This is a genomic window from Sphingobium sp. TomMM7A (assembly GCF_055397305.1).
Genome location: NZ_AP027311.1, coordinates 855209 through 877553 on the forward strand (window position 1 = coordinate 855209; position 22345 = coordinate 877553).

The 22345-nt window shown below is 62.0% G+C and carries 22 protein-coding genes and 2 tRNA genes; 10 read left to right on the forward strand and 14 right to left on the reverse strand.

The features are described 5' to 3' along the window. Positions 1 to 88 precede the first annotated feature (88 nt). From ACZ5ZH_RS04425 to ACZ5ZH_RS04435, 3 genes are all read left to right on the forward strand, one after another. Entirely contained in the window at positions 89 to 424 is a 336-nt protein-coding gene (locus tag ACZ5ZH_RS04425; protein ID WP_449472261.1) for a TIGR02300 family protein, read from the forward strand. A gap of 88 nt (positions 425 to 512) precedes the next feature. Next, a tRNA-Ala gene (locus tag ACZ5ZH_RS04430) sits at positions 513 to 588 on the forward strand. Between the two features lie 136 nt (positions 589 to 724). Continuing rightward, positions 725 to 800, forward strand: a tRNA-Ala gene (locus ACZ5ZH_RS04435). Between the two features lie 387 nt (positions 801 to 1187). Here ACZ5ZH_RS04435 and ACZ5ZH_RS04440 read toward each other — a convergent pair. Continuing rightward, positions 1188 to 3464 carry an ATP-dependent helicase gene (locus tag ACZ5ZH_RS04440; protein WP_464772293.1) on the reverse strand — a complete coding sequence of 759 codons (2277 nt, stop codon included), beginning with the start codon at positions 3462 to 3464 and terminating at the stop codon, positions 1188 to 1190. Between the two features lie 346 nt (positions 3465 to 3810). Between ACZ5ZH_RS04440 and ACZ5ZH_RS04445 the strand changes: the two genes are divergently transcribed. Further along, complete coding sequence (locus ACZ5ZH_RS04445; protein ID WP_464772294.1) at positions 3811 to 4224, forward strand: Fe-S oxidoreductase; 414 nt, start codon at positions 3811 to 3813, stop codon at positions 4222 to 4224. Here ACZ5ZH_RS04445 and ACZ5ZH_RS04450 read toward each other — a convergent pair. Then, positions 4172 to 4660: an Rrf2 family transcriptional regulator gene (locus tag ACZ5ZH_RS04450; RefSeq protein WP_464772295.1), complete on the reverse strand. Its 489-nt coding sequence runs from the start codon at positions 4658 to 4660 to the stop codon at positions 4172 to 4174. The genes ACZ5ZH_RS04445 and ACZ5ZH_RS04450 overlap by 53 nt on opposite strands. Before the next feature lie 115 nt (positions 4661 to 4775). Between ACZ5ZH_RS04450 and ACZ5ZH_RS04455 the strand changes: the two genes are divergently transcribed. After that, the gene (locus tag ACZ5ZH_RS04455; protein ID WP_464772296.1) at positions 4776 to 5225 is read left to right on the forward strand and encodes a globin domain-containing protein; all 450 of its coding nucleotides are present in this window, start codon (positions 4776 to 4778) and stop codon (positions 5223 to 5225) included. 47 nt (positions 5226 to 5272) lie between these two features. Here the strand turns inward: ACZ5ZH_RS04455 and rsmD are convergent, their stop codons facing one another. Together rsmD and ACZ5ZH_RS04465 are read right to left on the reverse strand one after the other, a co-directional pair. Next, positions 5273 to 5821, reverse strand: a complete 549-nt coding sequence (rsmD, locus tag ACZ5ZH_RS04460) for a 16S rRNA (guanine(966)-N(2))-methyltransferase RsmD (RefSeq protein WP_464772297.1) — start codon at positions 5819 to 5821, stop codon at positions 5273 to 5275. Positions 5822 to 5880: 59 nt separating this feature from the next. Continuing rightward, positions 5881 to 6798: a pseudouridine synthase gene (locus ACZ5ZH_RS04465; RefSeq protein ID WP_464772298.1), complete on the reverse strand. Its 918-nt coding sequence runs from the start codon at positions 6796 to 6798 to the stop codon at positions 5881 to 5883. Positions 6799 to 6959: 161 nt separating this feature from the next. Between ACZ5ZH_RS04465 and ACZ5ZH_RS04470 the strand changes: the two genes are divergently transcribed. Continuing rightward, complete coding sequence (locus ACZ5ZH_RS04470) at positions 6960 to 7418, forward strand: response regulator (protein ID WP_464772299.1); 459 nt, start codon at positions 6960 to 6962, stop codon at positions 7416 to 7418. Positions 7419 to 7619: 201 nt separating this feature from the next. Here ACZ5ZH_RS04470 and ACZ5ZH_RS04475 read toward each other — a convergent pair whose 3' ends face one another. Beyond that, positions 7620 to 8417 carry an SDR family NAD(P)-dependent oxidoreductase gene (locus ACZ5ZH_RS04475; RefSeq protein ID WP_464772300.1) on the reverse strand — a complete coding sequence of 266 codons (798 nt, stop codon included), beginning with the start codon at positions 8415 to 8417 and terminating at the stop codon, positions 7620 to 7622. A 50-nt stretch (positions 8418 to 8467) separates the two neighbouring features. On the opposite strand from ACZ5ZH_RS04475, the gene ACZ5ZH_RS04480 reads away from it, so the two are divergent. Both ACZ5ZH_RS04480 and ACZ5ZH_RS04485 read left to right on the forward strand, forming a co-directional pair. Beyond that, on the forward strand, positions 8468 to 9202 hold the full coding sequence (locus ACZ5ZH_RS04480) for an aspartate/glutamate racemase family protein (RefSeq protein ID WP_464772301.1): 735 nt from the start codon (positions 8468 to 8470) through the stop codon (positions 9200 to 9202). 113 nt (positions 9203 to 9315) lie between these two features. Next, positions 9316 to 10641 (forward strand): AmpG family muropeptide MFS transporter, encoded by a 1326-nt coding sequence (locus ACZ5ZH_RS04485; RefSeq protein ID WP_464772302.1) that lies wholly within the window; start codon positions 9316 to 9318, stop codon positions 10639 to 10641. Here the strand turns inward: ACZ5ZH_RS04485 and ACZ5ZH_RS04490 are convergent. The 7 genes from ACZ5ZH_RS04490 to ACZ5ZH_RS04520 form a co-directional block, all read right to left on the reverse strand. Further along, positions 10626 to 11066, reverse strand: a complete 441-nt coding sequence (locus ACZ5ZH_RS04490) for a DUF6628 family protein (RefSeq protein ID WP_460988049.1) — start codon at positions 11064 to 11066, stop codon at positions 10626 to 10628. The two genes, ACZ5ZH_RS04485 and ACZ5ZH_RS04490, sit on opposite strands and share 16 nt — an antisense overlap. A 71-nt stretch (positions 11067 to 11137) precedes the next feature. Beyond that, positions 11138 to 12463, reverse strand: coding sequence for a bifunctional folylpolyglutamate synthase/dihydrofolate synthase (locus ACZ5ZH_RS04495; protein WP_464772303.1), 1326 nt, complete (start codon positions 12461 to 12463; stop codon positions 11138 to 11140). A 26-nt stretch (positions 12464 to 12489) separates the two neighbouring features. Continuing rightward, positions 12490 to 13341 (reverse strand): acetyl-CoA carboxylase, carboxyltransferase subunit beta, encoded by an 852-nt coding sequence (gene accD, locus ACZ5ZH_RS04500; RefSeq protein ID WP_449472282.1) that lies wholly within the window; start codon positions 13339 to 13341, stop codon positions 12490 to 12492. After that, positions 13338 to 14165, reverse strand: a complete 828-nt coding sequence (trpA, locus tag ACZ5ZH_RS04505; protein WP_464772304.1) for a tryptophan synthase subunit alpha — start codon at positions 14163 to 14165, stop codon at positions 13338 to 13340. Before trpA ends, accD begins: the two co-directional genes overlap by 4 nt. Before the next feature lie 183 nt (positions 14166 to 14348). Beyond that, on the reverse strand, positions 14349 to 15578 hold the full coding sequence (gene trpB / locus ACZ5ZH_RS04510; protein ID WP_460988052.1) for a tryptophan synthase subunit beta: 1230 nt from the start codon (positions 15576 to 15578) through the stop codon (positions 14349 to 14351). Continuing rightward, the gene (locus ACZ5ZH_RS04515; protein WP_464772305.1) at positions 15575 to 16219 is read right to left on the reverse strand and encodes a phosphoribosylanthranilate isomerase; all 645 of its coding nucleotides are present in this window, start codon (positions 16217 to 16219) and stop codon (positions 15575 to 15577) included. Before ACZ5ZH_RS04515 ends, trpB begins: the two co-directional genes overlap by 4 nt. A 50-nt stretch (positions 16220 to 16269) precedes the next feature. Continuing rightward, positions 16270 to 17118 carry a lysophospholipid acyltransferase family protein gene (locus ACZ5ZH_RS04520; protein ID WP_464772594.1) on the reverse strand — a complete coding sequence of 283 codons (849 nt, stop codon included), beginning with the start codon at positions 17116 to 17118 and terminating at the stop codon, positions 16270 to 16272. 53 nt (positions 17119 to 17171) lie between these two features. Here ACZ5ZH_RS04520 and ACZ5ZH_RS04525 point away from each other — a divergent pair, with 53 nt between their 5' ends. After that, a complete protein-coding gene (locus ACZ5ZH_RS04525; protein ID WP_460988054.1) occupies positions 17172 to 18296 on the forward strand; it encodes a glycosyltransferase in 1125 nt (374 codons plus the stop codon). A gap of 155 nt (positions 18297 to 18451) precedes the next feature. Further along, positions 18452 to 18853 carry a hypothetical protein gene (locus tag ACZ5ZH_RS04530; protein ID WP_460988055.1) on the forward strand — a complete coding sequence of 134 codons (402 nt, stop codon included), beginning with the start codon at positions 18452 to 18454 and terminating at the stop codon, positions 18851 to 18853. Between the two features lie 222 nt (positions 18854 to 19075). On the opposite strand, the gene ACZ5ZH_RS04535 is transcribed toward ACZ5ZH_RS04530, so the two are convergent. Further along, entirely contained in the window at positions 19076 to 19423 is a 348-nt protein-coding gene (locus tag ACZ5ZH_RS04535; protein ID WP_460988056.1) for a DUF952 domain-containing protein, read from the reverse strand. Then, entirely contained in the window at positions 19420 to 22152 is a 2733-nt protein-coding gene (gene gyrA / locus ACZ5ZH_RS04540; protein ID WP_449472295.1) for a DNA gyrase subunit A, read from the reverse strand. The genes ACZ5ZH_RS04535 and gyrA overlap by 4 nt, the downstream gene beginning before the upstream one ends. Positions 22153 to 22345: the final 193 nt, after the last annotated feature.

Genomic DNA, 22345 nt, shown 5'->3' on the forward strand with positions numbered 1-22345 from the left:
CTATGGCAAGGCGCCCGTCGCTTCGCGGGCGACATGGTCGTGCCGCGTGATATTCGTTGAAGCACTCGTAAGAAGGACAAGGCCGGACATGGTCAAGGCTGAATGGGGCACGAAGCGTACCTGCCCGAAATGCGCCACGCGCTTCTATGACCTGGGCAAGGACGACCCGGTCTCCTGCATCAACTGCAACACCGCTTGGGAACCCGAACCGGTCCTGAAGTCGAAGCAGCCGCTGCCGTACGAGGAAGCGCCGAAGAAGGTTATAGAAACCGCCGACGGGGAGCTGGAGACGGCAGATGACGATCTGGATCTTGATCTGGACGTCGATGATGATGGTGATTCGCCGGACAATGACGTTGACCTCGGCGGTGACGACGACCTCGGCGTGGATGCCGCCGCCGACGACGGCGACGACGACAATTAAGTAATTTTGTGCTTGCCAAGGAAGTTGCTGCCTCCTAATGGCAGCGACCTCCGAAGCGCCGGTCCCAAGCGGCGCTGACACTGGTAACGGGGCCTTAGCTCAGCTGGGAGAGCGCCTGCATGGCATGCAGGAGGTCAGCGGTTCGATCCCGCTAGGCTCCACCAGTTTTCTGGACGGTCCAAGCCTCACCTGTATAGCCCGGAAGCTATCAAGCGGGTGCTTGGCATCCTATATCGGCCGACGGCTCCATGCCGGACATGGCCCAATCCATTGGGATGCGGTATGATGCCGCGCAACGATGGGGCCTTAGCTCAGCTGGGAGAGCGCCTGCATGGCATGCAGGAGGTCAGCGGTTCGATCCCGCTAGGCTCCACCAATCTTCCTTGTCGCGATAGACTGCCGTTAGTCGTCAGCAAATGCTTCTCCGCGCGACGACCCGCCAGTTGGCATAGCTCTCCGGCATCGACGTACACCACATTCCAATATGCCAATCTCCGTTAGGCAGCGAGGAAGTGATGGGGGAGGAGACCCATATCATTGCGAGCGACAGAAGATCGGCGACGTTTGCTCCAAGCCTGCGAGCGTTTCCTCCGCTCTCATGATCATGCTATATAGCCCTCGACCATCGTGCTTCGACCAGTGGTGGAGGCGGAGGGCGCAGGGGTAGTGGCGCTACTCCTGCAAAACGACGAGATATTTTAAAAACTCTGCCCAAGCGGATGGTTGACGCGCATGACCCGCACGGAAACTGACTTGGTCAAGTTCAAGCTGGCTGCACGAAGCTATCCATCACGCGCTTACGGCCAGCCGTTTCAAAATCGATCTCGAGTTTGTTGCCCTCGATCTCCGCAATCGTGCCGTAACCAAATTTCTGGTGAAATACGCGCAACCCCAGGTGCATATCATCTCGACCCTTGTTGCCGAGGGATACTGCCGAGGCGCGAGCTTCCACGATCCGTACGGGTTCGCGGGAGAACTGGCCACTTTGTTGCGCCCGCTGCCAGCCTGGGCCACGCCCGCTACCTCGTTGCACGTTGGAGAAGGGATCAGCGCGCTCGGACCAGTTGGCACGCCATAGGGACGCACCGCCCGCCATGCTGCTTTCCTCCTCGACATGTTCAGCAGGTAGCTCTCCTACGAACCTCGACGGGATGGAACTGGTCCACTGGCCATATATTCTCCGGTTCGCCGCATGAAGGATGACGCAAAGCTTCCTGGCGCGGGTAATCGCCACATAGGCGAGCCGACGTTCCTCCTCCAGACTGTTGAGACCGCCTTCGTCCAACGCCCGTTGCGAAGGAAAAATACCTTCTTCCCAGCCCGCCAGGAAGACGGTGTCGAATTCGAGCCCTTTTGCCGCATGGATGGTCATGATCGTGACCTTCCGTTCCTCGGCCTGCGCATCATTGTCCATGACTAGCGACACATGTTCGAGGAACGCGCCCAGCGTTTCATATTCCTCCATCGCGCGAGTAAGTTCATTCAGGTTTTCGAGGCGGCCTGCGCTTTCGGCTGTGCGTTCTGCCTGAAGCATGGCCGTGTAGCCGCTTTCATCCAGTATTTGGCGCGCGAGTTCGGCATGGGGAAGCTGGGTCGCGCGGTCGCGCCAGCGAGCCAAATCCCCGATGAAGGCGCCAAGGCTGCGGCGCGCTTGCGGAGTCATTTCGTCGGTATCGAGAATTCGTGCAGCCGCGAGCGCCAAGGGTATGGCCTCGGCCCGAGCGAGGCGGTGGAGCTTCTCCACGGCCTTGTCACCTAAACCGCGCTTGGGAACATTAACGATCCGCTCAAATGCCAGGTCGTCGGCCGGTTGGTTGACGAGGCGAAGATAGGCAAGCGCGTCGCGTATTTCGGCCCGCTCATAGAAGCGGAAGCCGCCTACGATCCTATATGCAAGGCCGATCTGAATGAATCGATCTTCAAATTCGCGGGTCTGGTGCTGCGCGCGGACAAGGATGGCCACCTCTTCCAACGATCGACCCGAGCGCTCGATCGCCTCGATTTCGTCGCCGACGCGGCGAGCCTCTTCTGGCCCGTCCCAAACGCCGATGACGCGGACTTTTTCACCGATGTCGATGTCGGTCCACAGCGTCTTGCCTAGCCTGTTGCCGTTTTCGGCGATCACACCGGAGGCGGCGCCCAGGATGTGAGGCGTGGATCGGTAATTCTGCTCCAGGCGGACAATCTTGGCGCCCGGGAAGTCCTTTTCAAATCGGAGGATGTTGGCGACTTCCGCGCCCCGCCACGAATAGATGGATTGGTCGTCATCACCCACGCAGCAAATATTCTTTCGCTGCTGAGCGAGCAGACGGAGCCAGAGATACTGGCTGCTGTTGGTGTCCTGATACTCGTCCACCATGATATAGCGGAACCGCTGTTGATAGCTTTCGAGCACATCCCGGTGGCGCTTCAATATGGTGAGCACATGGAGCAGCAAGTCGCCGAAGTCGCAGGCATTCACATCGCGAAGGCGGGCCTGATAGGCAGAATATAATTTCTGCCCGCGTCCGTTTGCGTAAGATTCCCTATCTCCCGCGCTGATTTCGTCAGGCGTCAGCCCCTTATTCTTCCACTGATCAATCAAGCCACCCAGCTGCCGCGCTGGCCAGCGCTTTTCATCAATCCCCTCAGCCTGGATCAGCTGCTTCATCAGCCGAAGCTGATCATCGGTATCAAGAATGGTGAAGTTGGATTGCAGCCCGACCAATTCGGCATGTCTGCGAAGTATTTTAGCTGCAATGGCGTGAAATGTGCCGAGCCATGGCATGCCTTCCACTGCCGGACCGATCATACGTCCGACACGCTCGCGCATTTCACGCGCAGCCTTGTTAGTAAAGGTGACCGCCAGGATTTCCGACGGATAAGCGCGACGCGTAGCTATGAGATGCGCCAGTCGTGCGGTCAGTGCAGCCGTCTTGCCAGTTCCGGCACCCGCCAGAACAAGAACCGGACCCTCGACAGTGAGGACGGCTTCCCGTTGGGGCTCATTGAGGCCCTGAAGATAGGGCGGATCATCAGGCGAGGGAGCAGGGAGGGTCATGGTCAACAACTAGGGCGCAGGGATAGAGGGAGCAAGGGCTTGGTCGCGTGCGATTGATGGCAATCTATGAGAACAAAAGAGGAATCATGCAAGGGCGAAGGCCACTGTGTTCTACCTTCGATATCCCTGGGGCCTCTCGTGGTGTCATTAGATCAAGGAGGCCAAGCGGCTCTAACGATGGAAAGCATGCAATTCAAAGCTTGAACGTTCTGCTGATAGATAGCCGTCCTTCGCCTGATAGCAGCAGAGCCACAGTTCGTCGCCGATATCGGAACGCGTGCGTCACCGATCTGGTTCTCTACCCGCCAAGAGGCAGAACGGGGTGATGAACAGGAAAGGATTACCCATGAAATCGATCATGCTTGCGGGTGCCGCCATGCTGGCTTTTTCCACCGGCGCTACTGGCATTGCGATCGCTCAGGGTGTGCCGGACAATACGGCCCAACCCCCAGCCACTGATAGCATGCCGACGGATCCTGCTACGCCTGCGAGTCCTGCGACAGCGGCAGATCCTAATGCTGGTCAGCCGACTGGAGAGGTCCCAGCTGACACCGGCATGATGCCCGCAACGCCGGGGATGCCCAAGGACCCTGCCGCGCCTGTGGGCAGTTCGGCTAATCCGGTGACCGTTGGCGGCAACATGACCCCTCCGCCTGCGGGCGGTAAAGACTATCCGCTATGCAGTCGCACGGTACAGGATAGCTGCATCAATCCCGGCGAGGCACCGCGTTCGAAGAAGATGGCGCGCAGGCATCGCTGACCGGAGAGACGGCGCCGGGCAGGGCGGCAATAAGCGCCGCCAGCCCGGTTCTGTCTTTGGCGGCGTCCGCCAAGCTGTGCTGGTCGAGCACGGCCAGAAAAGCCGTAGTTGCGGCCTTCAAAATGCCCGATAGGCCACAAGCGGCGCGGAGGCCGCAGCTTGCGCAGTCTGCCAGGTTCATGTCCGTTTCGGTGTGACGGACGACATCGCCCAGCCTGATTGCTTCAGGCGCGCGGGCAAGGGTGAAGCCGCCGCCTCTGCCGCGCTGGGTGAGGATGAACCCGCCTTGGCCGAGGTGGTGGACGACTTTCATCAAATGATTGCGCGAAAGAGCGTAGGCGTCGGCGACCTCAGGGATGGTTGCGCGACCTGTTGGCGTGACGGCCAGATGGATGAGGACGCGCAGGGCGTAGTCGGTGTGGCGGGTCAATTGCATGAGGGAATGCGTTAATTGAACGGGGTTTGCAGATCAAACATGTAGATGGTTTACATGTTTAAAGATGTACCGTAAAGGCGTCTTTACCGAGTCTTAGTTCAAAAGGGGTGCATATATGAGCCAGCTCAGCGCTGAAACCATCGCGATCGTCAAGGCAACCGCTCCCGCGCTGCGGAGCCATGGGGTGGAGATCACGACCGCCATGTATGCGCGCCTGTTCCAGGATGCTTCGATCAAGGACATGTTCGATCAGGCGGCACAGGACAGCGGCGAACAGCCCAAGCGTCTGGCTGCGGCCATCCTGGGTTATGCCGAGAATATCGACAAGTTGCAGGCTTTGACTGGCGCGGTCGAGCGCATGGTGCAGCGGCACATCGAAACCGGAGTGAAGGCTGAACATTATCCCAAGGTTGCCGAAGCGTTGCTGCCCGCGATCCGCGATGTTCTGGGCGCGGATGTTGCCACGGACGCGGTGTTGGAAGCCTGGGGCAAGGCCTATTGGTTCCTCGCCGAGATACTGATTGGCAAGGAAGCGCAGGCTTATGAGGATGCTGAAGCGGCTTGATTGATGGGGGGCAGCTTGGGGCGTTCCCCTCTCCCTAGCTCTCTCCCCTAAAGGGGAGAGGGAATCGCTCTTAACAGAGTAATGCGCGCCTTGCCCACGTCTCGGGTTGTGTCCACGACAAAACCCTTGACCTCCACATCTTCGCGGCGATCGGTTTCGATGCTGATCCAGGTCGCGGGGCCGGTCCAGCCCAGACGGCTTAACTTGTCGAGAGCGACGACGCCTGCGCCGCTATTATAAGGCGGGTCCATGAAAATGAGGTCCAACGGTTTCGGCGCTGGCCCCAGTGAGAGCACGCTACTCTGCCGAATGTCGGGCCGGATGCCGAGCTTGTCGCCATTGGCGCGGATCACATTCAGAGCCGCCTGATCCTGTTCGACGAAGAGGCAGCTAGCTGCGCCACGGGACAGGGCTTCAAAGCCCAAGGCGCCCGATCCTGCGAAGAAATCGCCGACGGCCAGCCCTTCAAATGATCCGATGCGGCTTACCAGCATGGAAAAGAGCGTTTCGCGCGTACGGTCGGCCGTAGGACGAGTGGCGTCGCCCTTGGGAGCTGCCAGCGGGCGGCCGCGCCATTGGCCTGCGATGATTCTCATGATTGGCGTCCGTGCAGAAGGAAAGCCCTAAGACAAGCATAGGGCGAACGAGTTTAGCTTCAGGCTTTGGGCGTCTTCAAGCTCTTGCGGAAGACGATGAGGTCGTGCTGGCGCACTTCCTCCACCGCGCCCGACGCGAGTTCGCCGAGGTGGAAGGGGCCATAGCTGGTGCGGATGAGGCGGCTCACCTGTAGGCCCAGATGCTCCAGAACGCGCCGCACTTCGCGGTTCTTGCCCTCCGTCAGGGTCATTTCGATCCACTGGTTACGACCGGTGCGGCGTTCCAAATTGGCCTCGATCTGGCCATAGCGAATGCCGTCAATCTCTATGCCCATAAACAGGTCTTCAAGCTGGGCCTGGCTGATTTCGCCAAAGGCGCGGGCGCGATAGGTGCGCGGTACGCCGGTCGCGGGCAATTCCATCTGCCGTTTGAATTCGCCATCGGTGGTAAGGAGCAGCAGCCCCTCCGTGGTCATGTCCAGACGACCGATCGGCATGAGGCGGGGCAGATCGGCGGGCAAACGGTCGTAGATGGTCGGACGGCCGCGCGGGTCGCGCTCGGTCGTCAAATAGCCGGAAGGCTTGTGAAACAGGAAGAGGCGAGCGGGAGCGGGTTGCGCCACCGGGTTGCCATCCACCGACACGCCATTGAGCGAGGTCAGCAGCGTTGCCGGGGTCGAGATCAGTTGACCATCGAGAGTGACCCGGCCTTCCTCGATCATCCGTTCCACTTCCCGGCGCGAGGCTACTCCGGCGCGGGCAAGCAGTTTGGCGATGCGTTGCGGTTCGTTCGTGCCGCTGGCGGCCGCGGCCATGCGCGCCGGATGGGGATTTGCGGGCTTGGCTGGAGCAGCGTTTCTTTTCTTGAAGGGCGGGCGGGCAGGGCGCGACGAACCGGCGGGCTTGCCGTCCGTGGGGCGCCGGGGGCCGCCCGGTCCTGCCCTGCGCGGCGGTGCTGATTTTTTCGGCGGCTCCACGCTCGGTTCCTTTTAACGAAGCGGCGGCATTCCCATATCGGAGATGCCGGGAAAATGACGAATAGTGCCGTCCTGTCGCCGAGTGCGCAGGATCGGCCGCAACTCCCTTAAGGGGTCGCGCGTTTGATCGGGTGCATGGCGCATATGGGGCGGATCGGCAAATGTTTTTCGGGCTAGTCAAAGGGGACTCGAAGCCACGGCAGCAGGCACAGGCCATCATCAGCGTGCTGGTGGTGGAAGATGAGCCTTTGGTCGCCTTTGACAATGAGCATGTGCTGGAACAGGCTGGCTACCGCGTGGCCGCAACGGTCGAGGATTATGACCATGCGATCAGCGTCATTGAGCAGGATGAGGTCGATCTGGTGATCGCCGATATCACCTTGCATGGTGACAAGACGGGCATTGATGTGGCGCGTCATGCCTATGCGAAGGGGCTGGCGGTGCTGTTCGTCAGCGGCGCCTGTCCGATTGATGCGCATGAGATGGCGGTAGGGTGTCTGGCGAAACCTTATTTGCCGCGTGATCTGCTGGCTTCGATCGGGGTGATTGAGGCGGTGCTGCGTGGTGCGGATCTGCCGCGGGTGCCGCGTGGGTTGCATTTGTTTGATCGGGTTGGGTGAGGTGGTGTGGTTGGGGCGCTGTAAACTCACGCCGAATAGCGTAGAGCGCCGCTACTTTTCCCGCTGATTTTTGCTTACGGAGTGGCAGAAGCGCTATTGCCGCAGCTCAGTCCAACCTCTCGTTTGGCTATTTTGCTGCGCGCCCCATGGCCGGAAGCAAGATCTGAAAGGCAGGGGGTGCCGCGCACGAGCGCAGCAGGTTCACGAACCGGTGAAGGCGGTGATTCCTCCATCGACCACCAACTCGGTGCCAGTGATGTAGCGAGCCTCCTCCGAAGCGAGGAACAGGGTGGCATGGGCCACATCCCAAGCGTCGCCCATGCGCGCCATCGGTACTTGCGCGTTACGGCGGGCGACCATGCCTTCGAAGTCGCCGGCGTTGTATTTTTCCGCCAGCCTGTGAACGAGGGGCGTCATCATCAGGCCCGGAACGACGCAATTGAGCCGCACACCCTTCGCCGCATAGGACACTGCCGTCACCTTGGTGAACTGAACAAGTCCCGCCTTTGCCGTAGCATAGGCGACCTGGTCCTTGCCAACCCAGCGCTGCCCCGCGATGGATGAGATGTTGACGATCGCGCCTGCGCCCTGATCAACCATGATTGGCAACGCTGCTTTGCAGGTGAGGAACACACTGGTCAGATTTAGATCGAGCTGACGGCGCCACATGTCCTCGTCCATCGTCTCCGGATTGCCGGGCTCGGAACGGCCGACATTGTTGATGAGGATGTCGAGCCGACCATAACGCGCGACACAGTCCCCGATCAACGCCTGCACCTGCTCACCGCTGGTGACATCGCATGCCGCCACATCGATCGGATGACCTTCGCTTTTGGCGATCTCACGCGTCGCTTCGGCCGCATCCATGTCGACGTCAACGCCCAGGACCGTGGCACCCTGGCGGGCGAGCAGCACGGCTATGGCCTTGCCGTTGCCCCAGCCCGGCGCGAACGAGCCGCAGCCGGTGACAATAGCGACCTTACCGTCCAGCTTCAGCATCGCGTCTCTCCGTGTAGCTTGCGAATGGGCGATGGCAGTGTCATGGCCGAATGACAATCGCAATTGCGGAGAACGCCATGCCCTCGTCGCCGCGCATCATGCTGATCAGCGCGCTCGCCCAGTCACCCGGCCCTGCAATGGCTGCGATGCAGGAGGAGTGGCCGCAAGCCGTTTCGCACAATCTAATCGATGACTCGCTTGCGGGAGACTATGCCGCCTTGGGCGAGATCACGCCCGCGATCTACGAGCGTTTTCTGACACTGGGTCGCTACGCGGCCGCGAGCAGCGATGGCGCGACGTCTACGCAAGGCATCCTGTTCACGTGCTCCGCTTTTCGCCCGGCGATCGAACGGGTCAAGGCTGACTTGGCTATCCCGGTGATCACGCCCAACGAGGGCGCATTTGATGAGGCTCTGGCCCTCTGCCGAGGCAAGGACGCAGGTGGGCGCATCGGGCTGCTTCTTACATTCCAGGGTTCCGTCGCTCCGCTGGAGGGCGAAATTCATGCCATGGCCGACGCAATTGGGCAGGAGCGCCCGACCATCTTGCCCGCCGTGGCCATCGGCGCGCTCGAGGCATTGCAAGCCGGCAACGGCGATCTTCATGACGCATTGAGCGCGGCGGCAGCGGAGACACTTCCGGCAGTCGATGTGATCATCATCGGTCAGTTTTCGATGGCTCGCTCAGCGCCGATGGTGAGGGCTCGGCGAAAGGAGCTGATCCTAACCACTCCGCAGATGGCGGCACGCAAGATGCGTCGTCTGGTTGAGGGATCGGCCCGCTAGGTCGGGAAAAGTTTGAAGTCTGCGCGGTCATATGTCCGGGGCGAGTTCTGCTTGTTTCTCCGATGATTGGCCATATGGTGGCGCGATAAGCATTTTGGGGGCGCGCCTTTTTCATGACTGACATTGCCGTGGGCACCCGAGGCTGGCTGGATGCGGTGAAGCCCTATGTGGAGAAGGCGCCGCTGGCTGCGCTGTTCCTGGGGATTTCATCGGGCTTTCCCTTTGCGATGATCGGCGCGAACCTGGCGTCGCGGCTGGCGCAGGATGGGATCGACAAGAAGAGCGTTACGGCGTTCAGCCTGGTGTTGCTCGCCTATAATCTCAAATGGCTGTGGGCCTGGGTGATCGAGGGGGTGAAGTTGCCCCTGCTGCATCGGTTGGGGCAGCGCGTGTCGTGGATGCTGGTGGCGGGGCTGCTGGTGATGGCGGCGGTCGTCAATCTGGCCGTTGTCGATCCGGCGAATGACCTGATGGGGACGGTGCGGGCGGCGATCCTGCTGGGGATTGCGGGGGCGACGTTCGACATCATCATCGATGGGTATCGCATCGAGATATTGCGGCCCGAGCAATTGGGCATTGGCGCGGGCATGTCGCAATATGGCTGGCGCATCGGCGCGGCGGCGGCGGGTGCCCTGGCACTGGTGGTGGCGCAATATTGGGACTGGACGCTGGCCTATCTGGTTTGCGCGCTGTTCGCGCTGCCTGCCATGCTGGCGGCGCTGATCGTTGGCGAGCCTGAACGGCATCGGGAGATTGCTTCCCGGAAGACGGGCGGGGAATTGGTGCAGGCGATCATTGGGCCGTTCGTTGATTTCTTCAAGCGCAAGGGCGCGTTGCTCGTCCTGCTGTTCATCATCGTCCACAAGATTGGCGATACGCTGGCCAACCTGACATTCCGGCTGCTGTTCAACGATCTGGGGTACAGCAATGAGGAGATCGCGATCTACGATGTGGGCGTGGGTTTCTGGGCATTGCTGGCCGGGATTTTCGTGGGCGGGGTGCTGTATGCGCGGTTGGGGTTGAAGAAGTCGGTGCTGATCAGCCTGGTGCTGATGGCGGTATCGAACTTCAGCTTTGCCCTGCTGGCGGCGACCGGCAAGAGCAATGTGGGCATGGCGGGGGCCATCGGGTTCGAGAATTTTGCTAGCGGGATCGGTGGCGTCGCCGTGGTCGCCTATTTCTCCGCGCTGTGCGACCTGCGTTTCACCGCTGCGCAATATGCGATGATTTCGGCGGCGGCGAGCATTGTCGGGCGGTTCCTGACCGGGACGTCGGCGGGGGCGCTGATCGAGCGGTTCGGCTATGTCGATTTCTATCTGCTCACGACCGTGTTGGCGCTGCCGGGCATCATCCTGTTCTGGCTGATGATGCGCAGCGGACTCGTGGATGCGAGTGTTGGCAGCGCCGCTACGGATGAAGGTGGTCAGGCTCCGGCGTAAAGGTCCAGCGGGCGGCCTAGGTCGCTATGGGCCTGAGAGACGGCTTGCAGGCAGGTCAGGGCGCCGAGGACATCGTCCGTGCCGAGCAGCGAGGCGAGTTGCTCATAGGATGCAGGTGGGTCCTGTAGCGCTGTGCTGATTGAGTGCATGAGGGACGCTTCGTCGGCGGTCATGCGGGCGCAGCAGCAAGGCGCGACGAGTATCCGGCGGGTGGCGCAGCGGGCAAGTTCCAGCATCATCGCGCGCATCAGGACGAGGGGGCGGCGGTAGCTGCGGCCGAACGCGCCGAGCATGGCGTTGGCTGCGTGGGCGTCATCGACCCCGGCGCTGGCCATGCGGCGCATCGCATAGAGGAACAGGCGGTTGCCGTAGCCGGGAGGCATTGCGCCGGGCAGGTCGAGGGGGGTGATCTCTCCATGGGGCATATGCGAGCACCTTTTTATCCGTTGCGTTACGGAGAGCAAGGTACGCTATTGCGAGTCAATCGCAAGTAGATTCAGTCAGGATATTGCTCGTTCAGGCGCAAAATTTCGCCTGCGAGGTAGAGCGACCCCGCGATGAGCAGGAGCGGGGCTTCGGTTTTGCATGACGCCGCGACCGCGTTGATGGCGTCCGTGGGATTTGCATGTGCTGTGCAGTCGATGCCCCAGCGCTCCGCGATGGTGGCGAAGCGGCTGGCGGGATGATGCTCGTGGCCGGGGACGGGCAGCGCGTGGATGTGGGCTATGCGCCCGGCGAAGGGGGCGAGATAGGCGTCCACTTCCTTGTTGGCGAGCATGCCGATGACGAGGTGCAGCTTGCGTCCGGCGAGCTTGTCGGCGGTGAAGAAGGCGCTGATGGCTTCTCCGGCTCCGGCATTGTGGCCGCCGTCGAGCCAGGCCTCGCTTTCGGGAGGGAGCGGGGCGAGCAGGGGGCCGTGGTCCAGGTGTTGGAGCCGGGCGGGCCAGTGCGCCCAGAGGGGCGCGGCTTTGAGCGCGGCTTCGCTGACGGGCAGGGCGGTTTGATGGCGCAGCATGGCGAAGGCAAGGGCGGCATTCTGCACCTGATGCGCGCCGGGAAGGCGGGGGAGCGGGGTTTCGATGCGGCCTTGTTCGTCGCGATAATGGAGGCGGTCGCGGTAGCTGGCCGCGTCCCAGCTTTGGCCCATGGGGAGCCAGTCGGTGCGGGCGCGGGCTGCGGCTTCGCGCATCGCGGGAGCGAGTGACTCGGGATAGCGCTGGGTTACCAGGGCGGCGCCGGGTTTGGCGATGCCCGCCTTCTCCGCCGCTATGGCGCGCAGCGTGTTGCCGAGGAAGGCTTGATGGTCGATCCCGAGTTGGGCGATGCCGCAGACGGCGGGGTTTTCGATGATATTGGTAGCGTCGAGACGGCCGCCTAGTCCTACTTCAAGGATGCAGGCGTCTGCAGGATGCTCGGCGAAGGCGAGGAAGGCGGCGGCGGTGGTGACTTCGAAGAAGCTGGCGCCGATGCCTTCGGCGACGTCAAGGACGCGGGAGAGATAGTGGGCGAGCGCTTCGTCGCTGATCAGCTGGCCGTTGATGCGGATGCGTTCGTTGAAACGGACGAGATGGGGGGAGGTGAAGACGTGGACGCTGCGGCCGTCGGCTTCGAGGGCGGCGCGTAAGAAGGCGCAGGTCGATCCTTTGCCATTGGTGCCTGCGACATGGAAGATGGGCGGCAGCGCGCGGTGCGGATTGTCGAGCCTATCAAGCAGGCTGGTGATGCGTTCGAGACCCAATATGTCCGCGCCCGGCGACAGCGTGGCAAGGCGGTCCAGCTGCGATTGGACCGCCGGGTCGTCCGAAATGGCGTGGTCGGGCATGGCCCTATGTTCCTCGCGCGATCGCGTCAGGCGGCTGCGCGAGGGGCTAGATAGCCGATCACTCGGGCCAGCGTGTCGCGTAATTCGCTGCGATGCACGACCATGTCGAGCATGCCATGTTCCAGAAGATATTCGGCGCGCTGGAAGCCGTCCGGCAGCTTTTCGCGGATCGTGCTTTCGATGACGCGCTGGCCCGCGAAGCCGATCAGTGCATTGGGCTCGGCGATCTGGACGTCGCCCAGCATGGCGTAGCTTGCGGTGACGCCGCCGGTCGTTGGGTCGGTCAGAACGACGATATAGGGCAGGCCCGCCGCGTGCAGCTTCTGGATCGCGACAGTCGAGCGCGGCATCTGCATGAGGGACAAGATGCCCTCCTGCATGCGTGCGCCACCTGCCGCCGTGAAGATGACATAGGGGCATTTGTGGCCGATGGCTTCATTGACCCCTTGGATGAACGCCGCGCCGACGCCCATGCCCATGGAGCCGCCCATGAAGGCGAAATTCTGGACGCCCATGACCAGCGGAACGTCGTCGATCGCGCCGCGCGCGTTGATGAGCGCGTCCTGGTCGCCGGTCTGCGCGCGGGCAGCCTTTATGCGATCGGGATAGCGCTTGGAATCGCGGAACTTGAGCGGGTCTTCCTGCACCGGCGGGGTGGGCAGCAGGATGAAGCCTGCGTCGAGGATTTGCTCGAACCGCTCGGACGGGCCGATGCGGCCGTGATGGTCGCAGCGCGGGCAGACGGACAGATTATCCTCCCACTCCTTGATGAAGATCATCTCGGTGCAGGACGGGCATTTGTGCCACAGCGTCTCGGCGGTGGTTTCCTTCTTTGCGAGGAAGGGAACGGCCTTGCGGACGCGGTTGATCCAGCTCATGCGGCGGTCTCCCGGAAATGGGGGCTGTTGGCTTTGAGAGCGCCGCTCAATGTGGCGACGAACTCCTGAACGAAGGGGGCGGCGGCATCGCCATGCGATCCGACTATATCGACAATGGCTGACCCGACCACGACGCCGTCAGCGACGCGACCGATGGCGGCGGCCTGTTCGGCGGAGCGCACGCCGAAACCGACTGCGATGGGCAGATCAGTTGCGGCCTTCAGCTTCTCAACGGCCTGCTCTACGGCTGTTTGGGCCGCCTGCTGCTTGCCGGTCACGCCTGCGACGGCGATATGGTAGAGGAAGCCGCTAGCGCCATCGAGCACGGCGGGCAGGCGAGCAGCGTCGGTGGTCGGCGTTGCAAGGCGGATCAGGTGAACGCCTGCCGCGCGTAGGGCTGGGCCGATCTCCGCGTCCTCTTCAGGCGGGACATCGACACAGATCACGCCATCCACGCCTGCTTCGCGGCACTGATCTGCGAACCATTCGGAGCCGCGGATCAGCATGGGATTGGCATAGCCCATGAGGATCAGCGGTATATGCGGGTGGCGGGCGCGGAAGGTGGTGGCGAGGTGAAAGATATCCTTCGTCTTCGTGCCTGACCCGAGGCTGCGCAGGTTTGCGAGTTCGATCGCGGGGCCGTCTGCCATAGGATCGGTGAAGGGCATGCCGAGTTCGATGATGTCCGCGCCGCCCGCGACGAGCGCGTCAAGGATTGCCGGGGTGGCGGCAACGGTCGGGTCGCCTGCGGTCACGAAGGTGATGAGGGCGGCGCGGCCTGCTTCCTTGCAGGTGGCGAAGCGGGTGGCGAGGCGGTCAGTCATTTCCAAAAATACCCGTTCGGGTTGTCCGAACGAGCCACTTGTCTCGTTCGAATGTCGAAGCCCAATCCTTCTTTGAAGAAAAGTGGAGCCCCCTTCGACTGCCTGCTTGCAGCAGGCGCTCAGGACAGGCTTCGACAAGCTCAGGGCGAACGGAGGAGGAGATGGCTCGTTGGGAGAGGCTGCTCACATCTCCACTCCCAGCGCGTCGGCGACGGTGAAGATGTCCTTGTCGCCTCGGCCCGAGAGGTTGACGATGATGATCTGGTCCGCGTCCATGGTCGGCGCGATCTTTTCCGCGCTGGCGATGGCGTGGGCGGACTCCAGGGCCGGAATGATGCCTTCGAGAGCAGCGAGCTTCTGGAAGCTGGCGAGCGCTTCGTCATCGGTGATCGGCATGTACTGGACGCGGCCGATCTCGTGCAGCCAGCTATGTTCAGGGCCGATGCCGGGATAGTCGAGGCCGGCCGAAATGCTGTGCGCTTCGGTGATCTGGCCGTCTTCGTCCTGAAGCAGATAGGTGCGGTTGCCGTGCAGGATTCCGGACGCGCCGCCTGCGAGGGAGGCGGCATGTTTGCCGGTGAGGCCCTCGCCTGCGGCTTCCACGCCGATCATCTTGACCTCAACATCGTCAAGGAAGGGATGGAAAAGGCCGATCGCGTTCGAGCCGCCACCGACCGGAGCGATCAGCATGTCAGGCAGGCGGCCTTCGATCTCGAGAATCTGCTCGCGCGCTTCGCGGCCGATCACCGACTGGAAGTCGCGGACCAGTTCCGGATAGGGATGCGGGCCTGCCGCCGTGCCGATGATATAGAAGGTGTCGTGGACGTTCGAGACCCAGTGGCGCAGGGCATCGTTCATCGCGTCCTTGAGCGTCTGCGAGCCGGAAACGACGGGGATGACTTCCGCGCCCAATAGCTTCATGCGGAAGACGTTGGGCTTCTGCCGCTCCACGTCCTTGGCGCCCATGAAGATCTTGCATTCCATGCCGAACAGGGCGGCGACGGTAGCGGTGGCGACGCCATGCTGGCCCGCGCCGGTTTCGGCGATGACCTTTTTCTTGCCCATGCGGCGGGCGAGCAGCGCCTGGCCGATGCAATTGTTGATCTTGTGCGCGCCGGTGTGGTTGAGTTCTTCGCGCTTCAGATAGATTTTCGCGCCTTTACCCTCGGGCGCATCGGCGCGGAGCGCTTCGGTCAGACGGCTGGCATAGTAAAGCGGGTTGGGACGGCCGACATAGTTGCGCAGCAGTTCCTCAAACTCTTCCTCGAAAGCGGGGTCCTGCCTCGCTTCCTTATAGACCTTCTCCAACTCAAGGATGAGCGGCATCAGCGTTTCCGCGACATAGCGGCCGCCGAAGGAGCCGAAATGGCCCGAAGCATCGGGTTGCGAGCGGAGGGAGTTATTGATGGTCATGATTGCTGTGCCGCTTTGCAGAAGGCCATGATCTTGTCCACACTCTTGATGCCCGGCGCGCTTTCCACGCCGGAAGAAACGTCAATCATCGGTGCGCCGGTGATGCGGATCGCTTCGGCGACATTGTCGATGCCGAGACCTCCGGAGAGACCCCAGGGCATGGATATGGGGACGCCGCGCAGGAGCGTCCAGTCGAAGCGCAGACCCATGCCGCCCGGGAGTGCGGCGCCATCCGGTGTCTTTGCGTCGAAGAGGAGGAGATCGGCCGCGCCGCTATAGGATTTTGCAGCCTCGATGTCGGCGCGGGTTTTTACGGAAATGGCTTTCCAGACGGGGAGGTTGAAGCGCTTAGCAATGGCGGCGGTGCGCTCGGGGCTTTCCTTGCCGTGGAGTTGCAGGGCGGTGAGGGCGTTTGTTGCGGTGAGTTCGGCGAGGGTTTCGTCGGTGGGATCGACCAGGACGGCGACGCGCTCGATATGGGCGGGGACTGTTGCGGCGAGGGCGCGCAGCTGGTCCGCTTCGACATGGCGGGGACTTTTTGCGAAATGGACGAAGCCGAGGTGGGTCGCGCCTGCGCGGATAGCTGTGCCGACTGTGTCGGGTGTGGAAAGGCCGCAGATCTTGATGGCGAGTCGGGACATTTGGGGGCTTTAGCGGGTGAGGTCACCGAGAACCATATGCTCCGTGCTACTCAAGGCCTCGTCAAATCCATGTCATGCAGGGCGAGCCATTGGTCCGCATGGTCGATGCAGGCTTTGCCCAGGAAGGCGTCGACCTGATCCAGCAGATCGGTTTCGTCCATGACCAGCGGATCAAGCGGCGGGTGCCAATCGAGGCGGAAATGAGCGCCCTGGGTCCTTGCCAGGGTGAAAGGCAGGAAGCGGGCGTTGCTGCGCCGGGCGAGGCGTAGCGCGATGGAAAGATTTCCCGACGGTTCCACATTTCTGCCGAAGCGCGGGAACCAGACCTGTCGATCCCTCCGTTCGTCCACCAAGATGTAGAGCATCGCCCTGTCCTTTTCCGCAAGGTGACGCAGGATCGATCGGGCGGCACCGCTGCCGGTGATGGCTTCCCCCATATAGCTTTCCCGTGCCCGCTTCAGCATCTTGGCCTGAGCAGGGTCGGAGGGAGGGTCGTAGACGCCGAGGCCGGGACGATCCGTTGACGCTTTCAAATGGGCGGCGAGCAAATCCCAGTTGCCGATATGGGTGGTCAGAAAGATCATGGGGCGGGGCAAGGCCAGCGCTTCCCGATAGGCCGGTTCGTTTGTGATGCTGACATGGCGGTTGTTCACGAGCCGGTCGATATTGGCGAGTTCCGCCATGGTGCGGCCGAGATTGAACCAGCGGCGGGTGAGCATGGCCTCGCGCGTGGTTTCGTCCAGATCAGGACGTAGGATAGCGAGGTTGGCGCGGGCGCGCTGGTCCCGCAGCTTCATGGTTCTGCGTGCAACGTTCGCCGACAACCAGCCGCCCAGCCATGAGGCGGCGGATGCGGGGAGCAGGCGCAGAAGGGTGAAGAGAAAAGGGTTGGAGAGCATCTTGCCAAGCGTCATACAGCAGCAGTCGAGAGGGTAAAGGGCTTGGATTTACGATGGGTTGGGCCTTTTGGGCGTGGGTGCTGTTGCAGGGGCTGACGCTGCTGGGGGTGCTGAACTATTGGCGGCATCTGCCGGTCGATCGTCAGGAGGAGGCGCCTGATGGCGTGGTCGTGCTGTTGTCGGTGCGGGATGATTGGGATGGCGGGGCGGAACTGATCGCCCGGTTGAAGGCGCAGGCGGCGCGGTTTCGGTTGCTGATTGCTTCGAGTGGCGGGTGCGCGGCGGCGGAGGCTTTGGCGGCGCGCGAGGGGGATTGGGTGCAGATCGTCCGCGCGGGTGTCGCGGTGGACGAGGGGCAGAAGGTTCATAAATTGCGGGCGGCTTTGCGGGCTTTGCGGCCGGATGATCGCTATCTGGTGTTCGTGGACGCGGATATTGAGCCGCCTGTGCGGTTGGTGGGGCGGTTGCTCTTTCCTCTGGTGCGGGGGAAGGCGGATATTGTGACTGGCTATCGGCTGCTGTTGCCCGGGCGGAGTGCGGTGGCGGCACTGGTGGGGGCGGTGGAGATGCAGTTGGCGACTTTGCCTCGGGCTGCTGGCGCGACCATGCCCTGGGGTGGAGCTATGGCCCTGACGCGGGAGGTGGCGGAGCGGCTCGATCTGGATGCGGCGCTGGCGGGGCGGTTGTCGGATGACATGGCGATCGGGCTGGCCGGGTGGCGCGCGAAGCTGCGGTTGCGGCCGGTGCGGGATTTGCTGGTGGCTTCGCCGATGGAGGTGCGGGGTGCGATTGCGTTTGGGGTGCGGCAGTATCGGCATATCTGGACGAATAGTTCGGGGATGTGGGGGATTGCTGCCGCCGTCGTGGGCGTACAGGCTTTGGGCTGGTTGTGGGTGTTGGGTTGGGGCGGATGGAGCGCTCTGGCGGTGGGTTATGCAGCGGCGGTGGGACGAGCACTGGTGCGGCGACGGATCATCGCGGGGGTGGTGGACCCGGAGCAGGCTCGGACGGCACGGCGGTCGCTTTGGTGGGATGTGCTGGCGCCGTTTGCGGTGTGCTGGGTGCATTGGGGCATGCAGTTGGCGGCGGCTTGCTCGCGGCGGATCAGGTGGGGCAGGTTTGATTATTGGGTGAAGAGTGGGAGGGTGGTGAAGATGGAGAGGAGCAAGTGCCGCTAGCGACCACCTGACGCTATTAATCAGCATAGGGTTAAACCTAAAATCGGACGCTAGCAGGAGCACCTTACTGTTGTGCATCACAGCAAACTGTTGATGATGTCGGGGAAGATTACGATGCCGGTTGACGCGAGGGGGTGACGGGAATGATTAGCCGAATGATGGTATCCTTCGGCGGAGCATTGTTTTGGGTCACTCTTGCGCTCGCTAGCTCACATTTTTTTGGAGCAGATCAGTTTTTGTTTATATCGATCGTTGCGATCCTTGGTACTCTCACTGTGGGAACGATATTTGGATCCGCTAGGAAAAGGCGATTAAATAGGGCGCTCGCTGCAATCGACAACATAGATGCGCGGCCAGTCATGTTTCGCTGCGCGCCAGCGCAAGCTCCATTGGCCCTTGAGGTGGCCAAATCAAACGGCTGGGTCGGGGAGTTCCTTTCCGAATCAACGCAAGACATACTGAGTATCCGCTTTACTCCCGGCGATGGGGCCTTCGCTGTGCAGGAGTTTTTGGAGGCTCTTTTTGAGGCCAAACTCGTTCAAGAAGTTCAGCCCTGATTTATAAGTCGGTGTCTGCTTAGCTATGTGTTGCGGTTCAAAGCCGCTATTCCGTTATCCACCCACACTTCGTCATTCCCGCGAAGGCGGGAATCTATCTCCCACAAGCAGGGTCTCGGCGACATGTCGGGAGATGGCTTCCCGCCTTCGCTGGAATGACGGGAGGGGAGAGGTGATGCGCTTCGCTGATCGTTTCTCGACTTTGCTCGAAACGAACGGAGGTTAGAACCCCGCCGGGAAAAGGTGCTTCCCGTGCTCATCCAACCGCAGCACCACCTTCCCGGCGACTGCGCTGAGCGGCAGGTTGCCATAAAGATGCGGGAACAGCGCGCCGCCGCGTGACTCATCCCATTTGAGCGCGTCGCCGAAGGGGGCGAGGTCGATCATTAGCATTACCAGATTGTCCTGGCCCGCGAAGTGCTTTGCCGCTGTTTCGGCGGCCTGTTCGCGGGTGGACATGTGGATGTAGCCGTCGGCGAGATCGACGGGCGCGCCTTTGAACACGCCGTCGGTCTTTAGCTGGTCATACTGATCCTTGGTCAGGATCTTGTAGGCGAAGAGGTCGGTCACTCTTCGGTGAGGTCCGGGTCGGATTCGGGGCTGACTTCGGGTGAGGTTTCGAGGCCTGCGGGGGTGCTGACTTCGGTTTCCTCGTCGCTTTCCTCGATCTTCGCGGCGCTGACGACATGTTCGTCATCCGACACGTTGAAGAGGCGCACGCCGGCCGAGTTGCGGCCGATGACGCGCAGGGTGTCGAGGCCCATGCGGATCAGCTTTGCCTGATCGGTGACGAGCATCAGATGATCGCCGTGGCGCGCGGGGAAGCTGGCGACAACCGGACCGTTGCGGCCGATATTGTCGATGTTGGTGATGCCCTGACCACCACGGCCGGTGCGGCGATAGTCGTAGGCCGAGGACAGCTTGCCGTAGCCATTGGAGCAGACGGTGAGGATGAACTGTTCCTTCGCCTGTAGATCGGCGAAACGCTCCTCGCTCATCTGCGGCGAGCCTTCCTTTTCGGGCTTCCAGGGCGCGAAGCGGAGATAGTCGTCGCGCTCTTCCTGATTGGCGCCGGAGCGGTGGAGGATGGAGAGCGAGATGACCTCGTCATCCTTCTTGAGGGTCATGCCGCGCACGCCGGTTGACGTACGGCTCTGGAATTCGCGCACGTCCGTTGCCTTGAAGCGGATTGCCTTGCCCTGACGGGTGGCGAGCAGGACGTCATCCTCTTCGCTGAGCAGCGCCACGCCGATCAGGCAGTCTTCGCTGCCCTCATCGAAGCGCATTGCGATCTTGCCGTTGCTCGGCACGTTGGCGAAGGCGTCCATGCTATTGCGCCGGACGGTGCCGTTCGCGGTCGCGAACATGACGTGCAGGTCCTTCCAGCTGTCCTCATCCTCGGGCAGCGGCAGGACGGTCTGGATCGTTTCGCCGGGGCCAAGCGGCAGCAGGTTCACCATCGGGCGGCCGCGTGTTGCCGGGCCGCCTTCGGGCAGGCGCCAGACCTTCATGCGATAGACCTTGCCCGCCGTCGAGAAGAAGAGAACCGGCGTATGCGTGGAGGTCACGAACAGTTCGGTGATGGCGTCCTCATCCTTGGTCGCCATGCCGGAGCGACCCTTGCCCCCGCGTGCCTGGGCGCGGAAGCTTTCAAGCGGGGTGCGCTTGATATAGCCCTGCACGGTGACGGTGACGACCATCTCCTCGCGCTCGATCAGGTCTTCGTCCTCGATACCGTCGGCGGCAGCGGTGATTTCCGAGATGCGCGGGGTGGCGAAATCGCGTTCGATCGCCTCAAACTCTTCGCGCATGACGGCGTAAAGCTTCTGACGATCGCCGAGAATTGCGAGATATTCGGCAATGGCTGCGGCCAGTTCGGCCAGTTCATTGCCGATCTCGTCACGGCCAAGCGCGGTCAGGCGATGGAGGCGGAGGTCGAGGATGGCGCGGACCTGAATGTCCGACAGGCGGTATGTTTCGCCGCTCGCTTCAGTTTCGATCGCTTCGACCAGCTTTAGGTAAGGCGCGATTTCCGCCACCGGCCAGTCGCGGGCAAGCAAGGTTTCGCGCGCCTCTGCGGGGCTGGCCGATCCACGGATGATGCGGACGACCTCGTCGAGGTTGGTGACCGCGATGACGAGGCCCAGCAAGATATGCGCGCGATCGCGAGCCTTGTTGAGTTCATACTTCGTACGGCGGGTAATGACCTCTTCGCGGAAGCGGACGAACGCCTCGATAATGTCGCGGATGTTGAGCAGTTCCGGACGGCCGCCGCGAATGGCGAGCATGTTGGCCGGGAAGCTCGACTGGGCGGGGGTGTTACGCCACAGCTGGTTGAGCACGACTTCGGGCGTGGCATCGCGCTTCAGGTCCATGACGATGCGAACGCCCAGGCGGTTCGATTCGTCGCGAATATCGCTGATGCCTTCGATCCGCTTGTCCTTGGCGGCTTCGGCGATCTTCTCGACCAGGCCATTCTTGCCGACCTGATAGGGAATGGCGGTCAGAACGATGGAGCGACGGTCGCCGCGCCCTTCCTCGATCACATGGCGCGAGCGCATCATGATGGAGCCACGGCCGGTATGATAGGCGTTGCGGGCGCCGGATTGGCCAAGGATCAGCGGGGCGGTCGGGAAGTCAGGAGCGGGAACGATCTGGATCAGTTCATCGATCGTGATCGCCGGATTATCGATATAGGCGAGGCAGGCGCGGATCACTTCGCCCAGATTATGCGGCGGAATGTTGGTCGCCATGCCGACCGCGATGCCGCCCGCGCCGTTGACGAGCAGGTTGGGGAAGCGGGCGGGCAGGACCTGCGGTTCGCTTTCCGAAGCGTCGTAGTTGGGCTGAAAATCGACGGTGTCCTTGTCGAGATCCTCCAGCAGGGCGGTCGTGACCTTGGCTAGGCGCGCTTCGGTGTACCGCATGGCCGCTGGCGGATCGGGGTCCATGGAACCGAAGTTTCCCTGACCATCGATCAGCGGCACGCGCATGGACCAGTCCTGCGTCATGCGCGCCAAGGCGTCATAGATCGCGCTGTCGCCATGCGGGTGATATTTACCGATCACGTCACCGACGATGCGGGCCGACTTGCGGTAGGGCTTGTTGTGCTGAAAGCCCGATTCATGGGCCGAGAAGAGAATGCGACGGTGCACCGGCTTCAACCCGTCGCGGACATCCGGCAGGGCGCGAGCGACGATGACCGACATGGCATAGTCGAGATAGCTGGCCTTCATCTCATCGACGATGGAGATGGGGCTGATGTCCGAGGGGTCGGCGAGGGCAGTCTCGTCGGTCAATGCGATTCTCTTTTTGGATGGAACTGTTTCGTTGCTCATGCACTAGCGGAGCGAAACAATTCTGTCACCCCTCGCGCGCGCACGCGCTCGCGTTAGAACAAGCTGCAAGAAAGGGCTGACAGGCGGAAAACTGCTGCATATACGATGTTCAAACGTCATTCACGCGCCGCCCCCTAATCGGCGCTTAATCAAG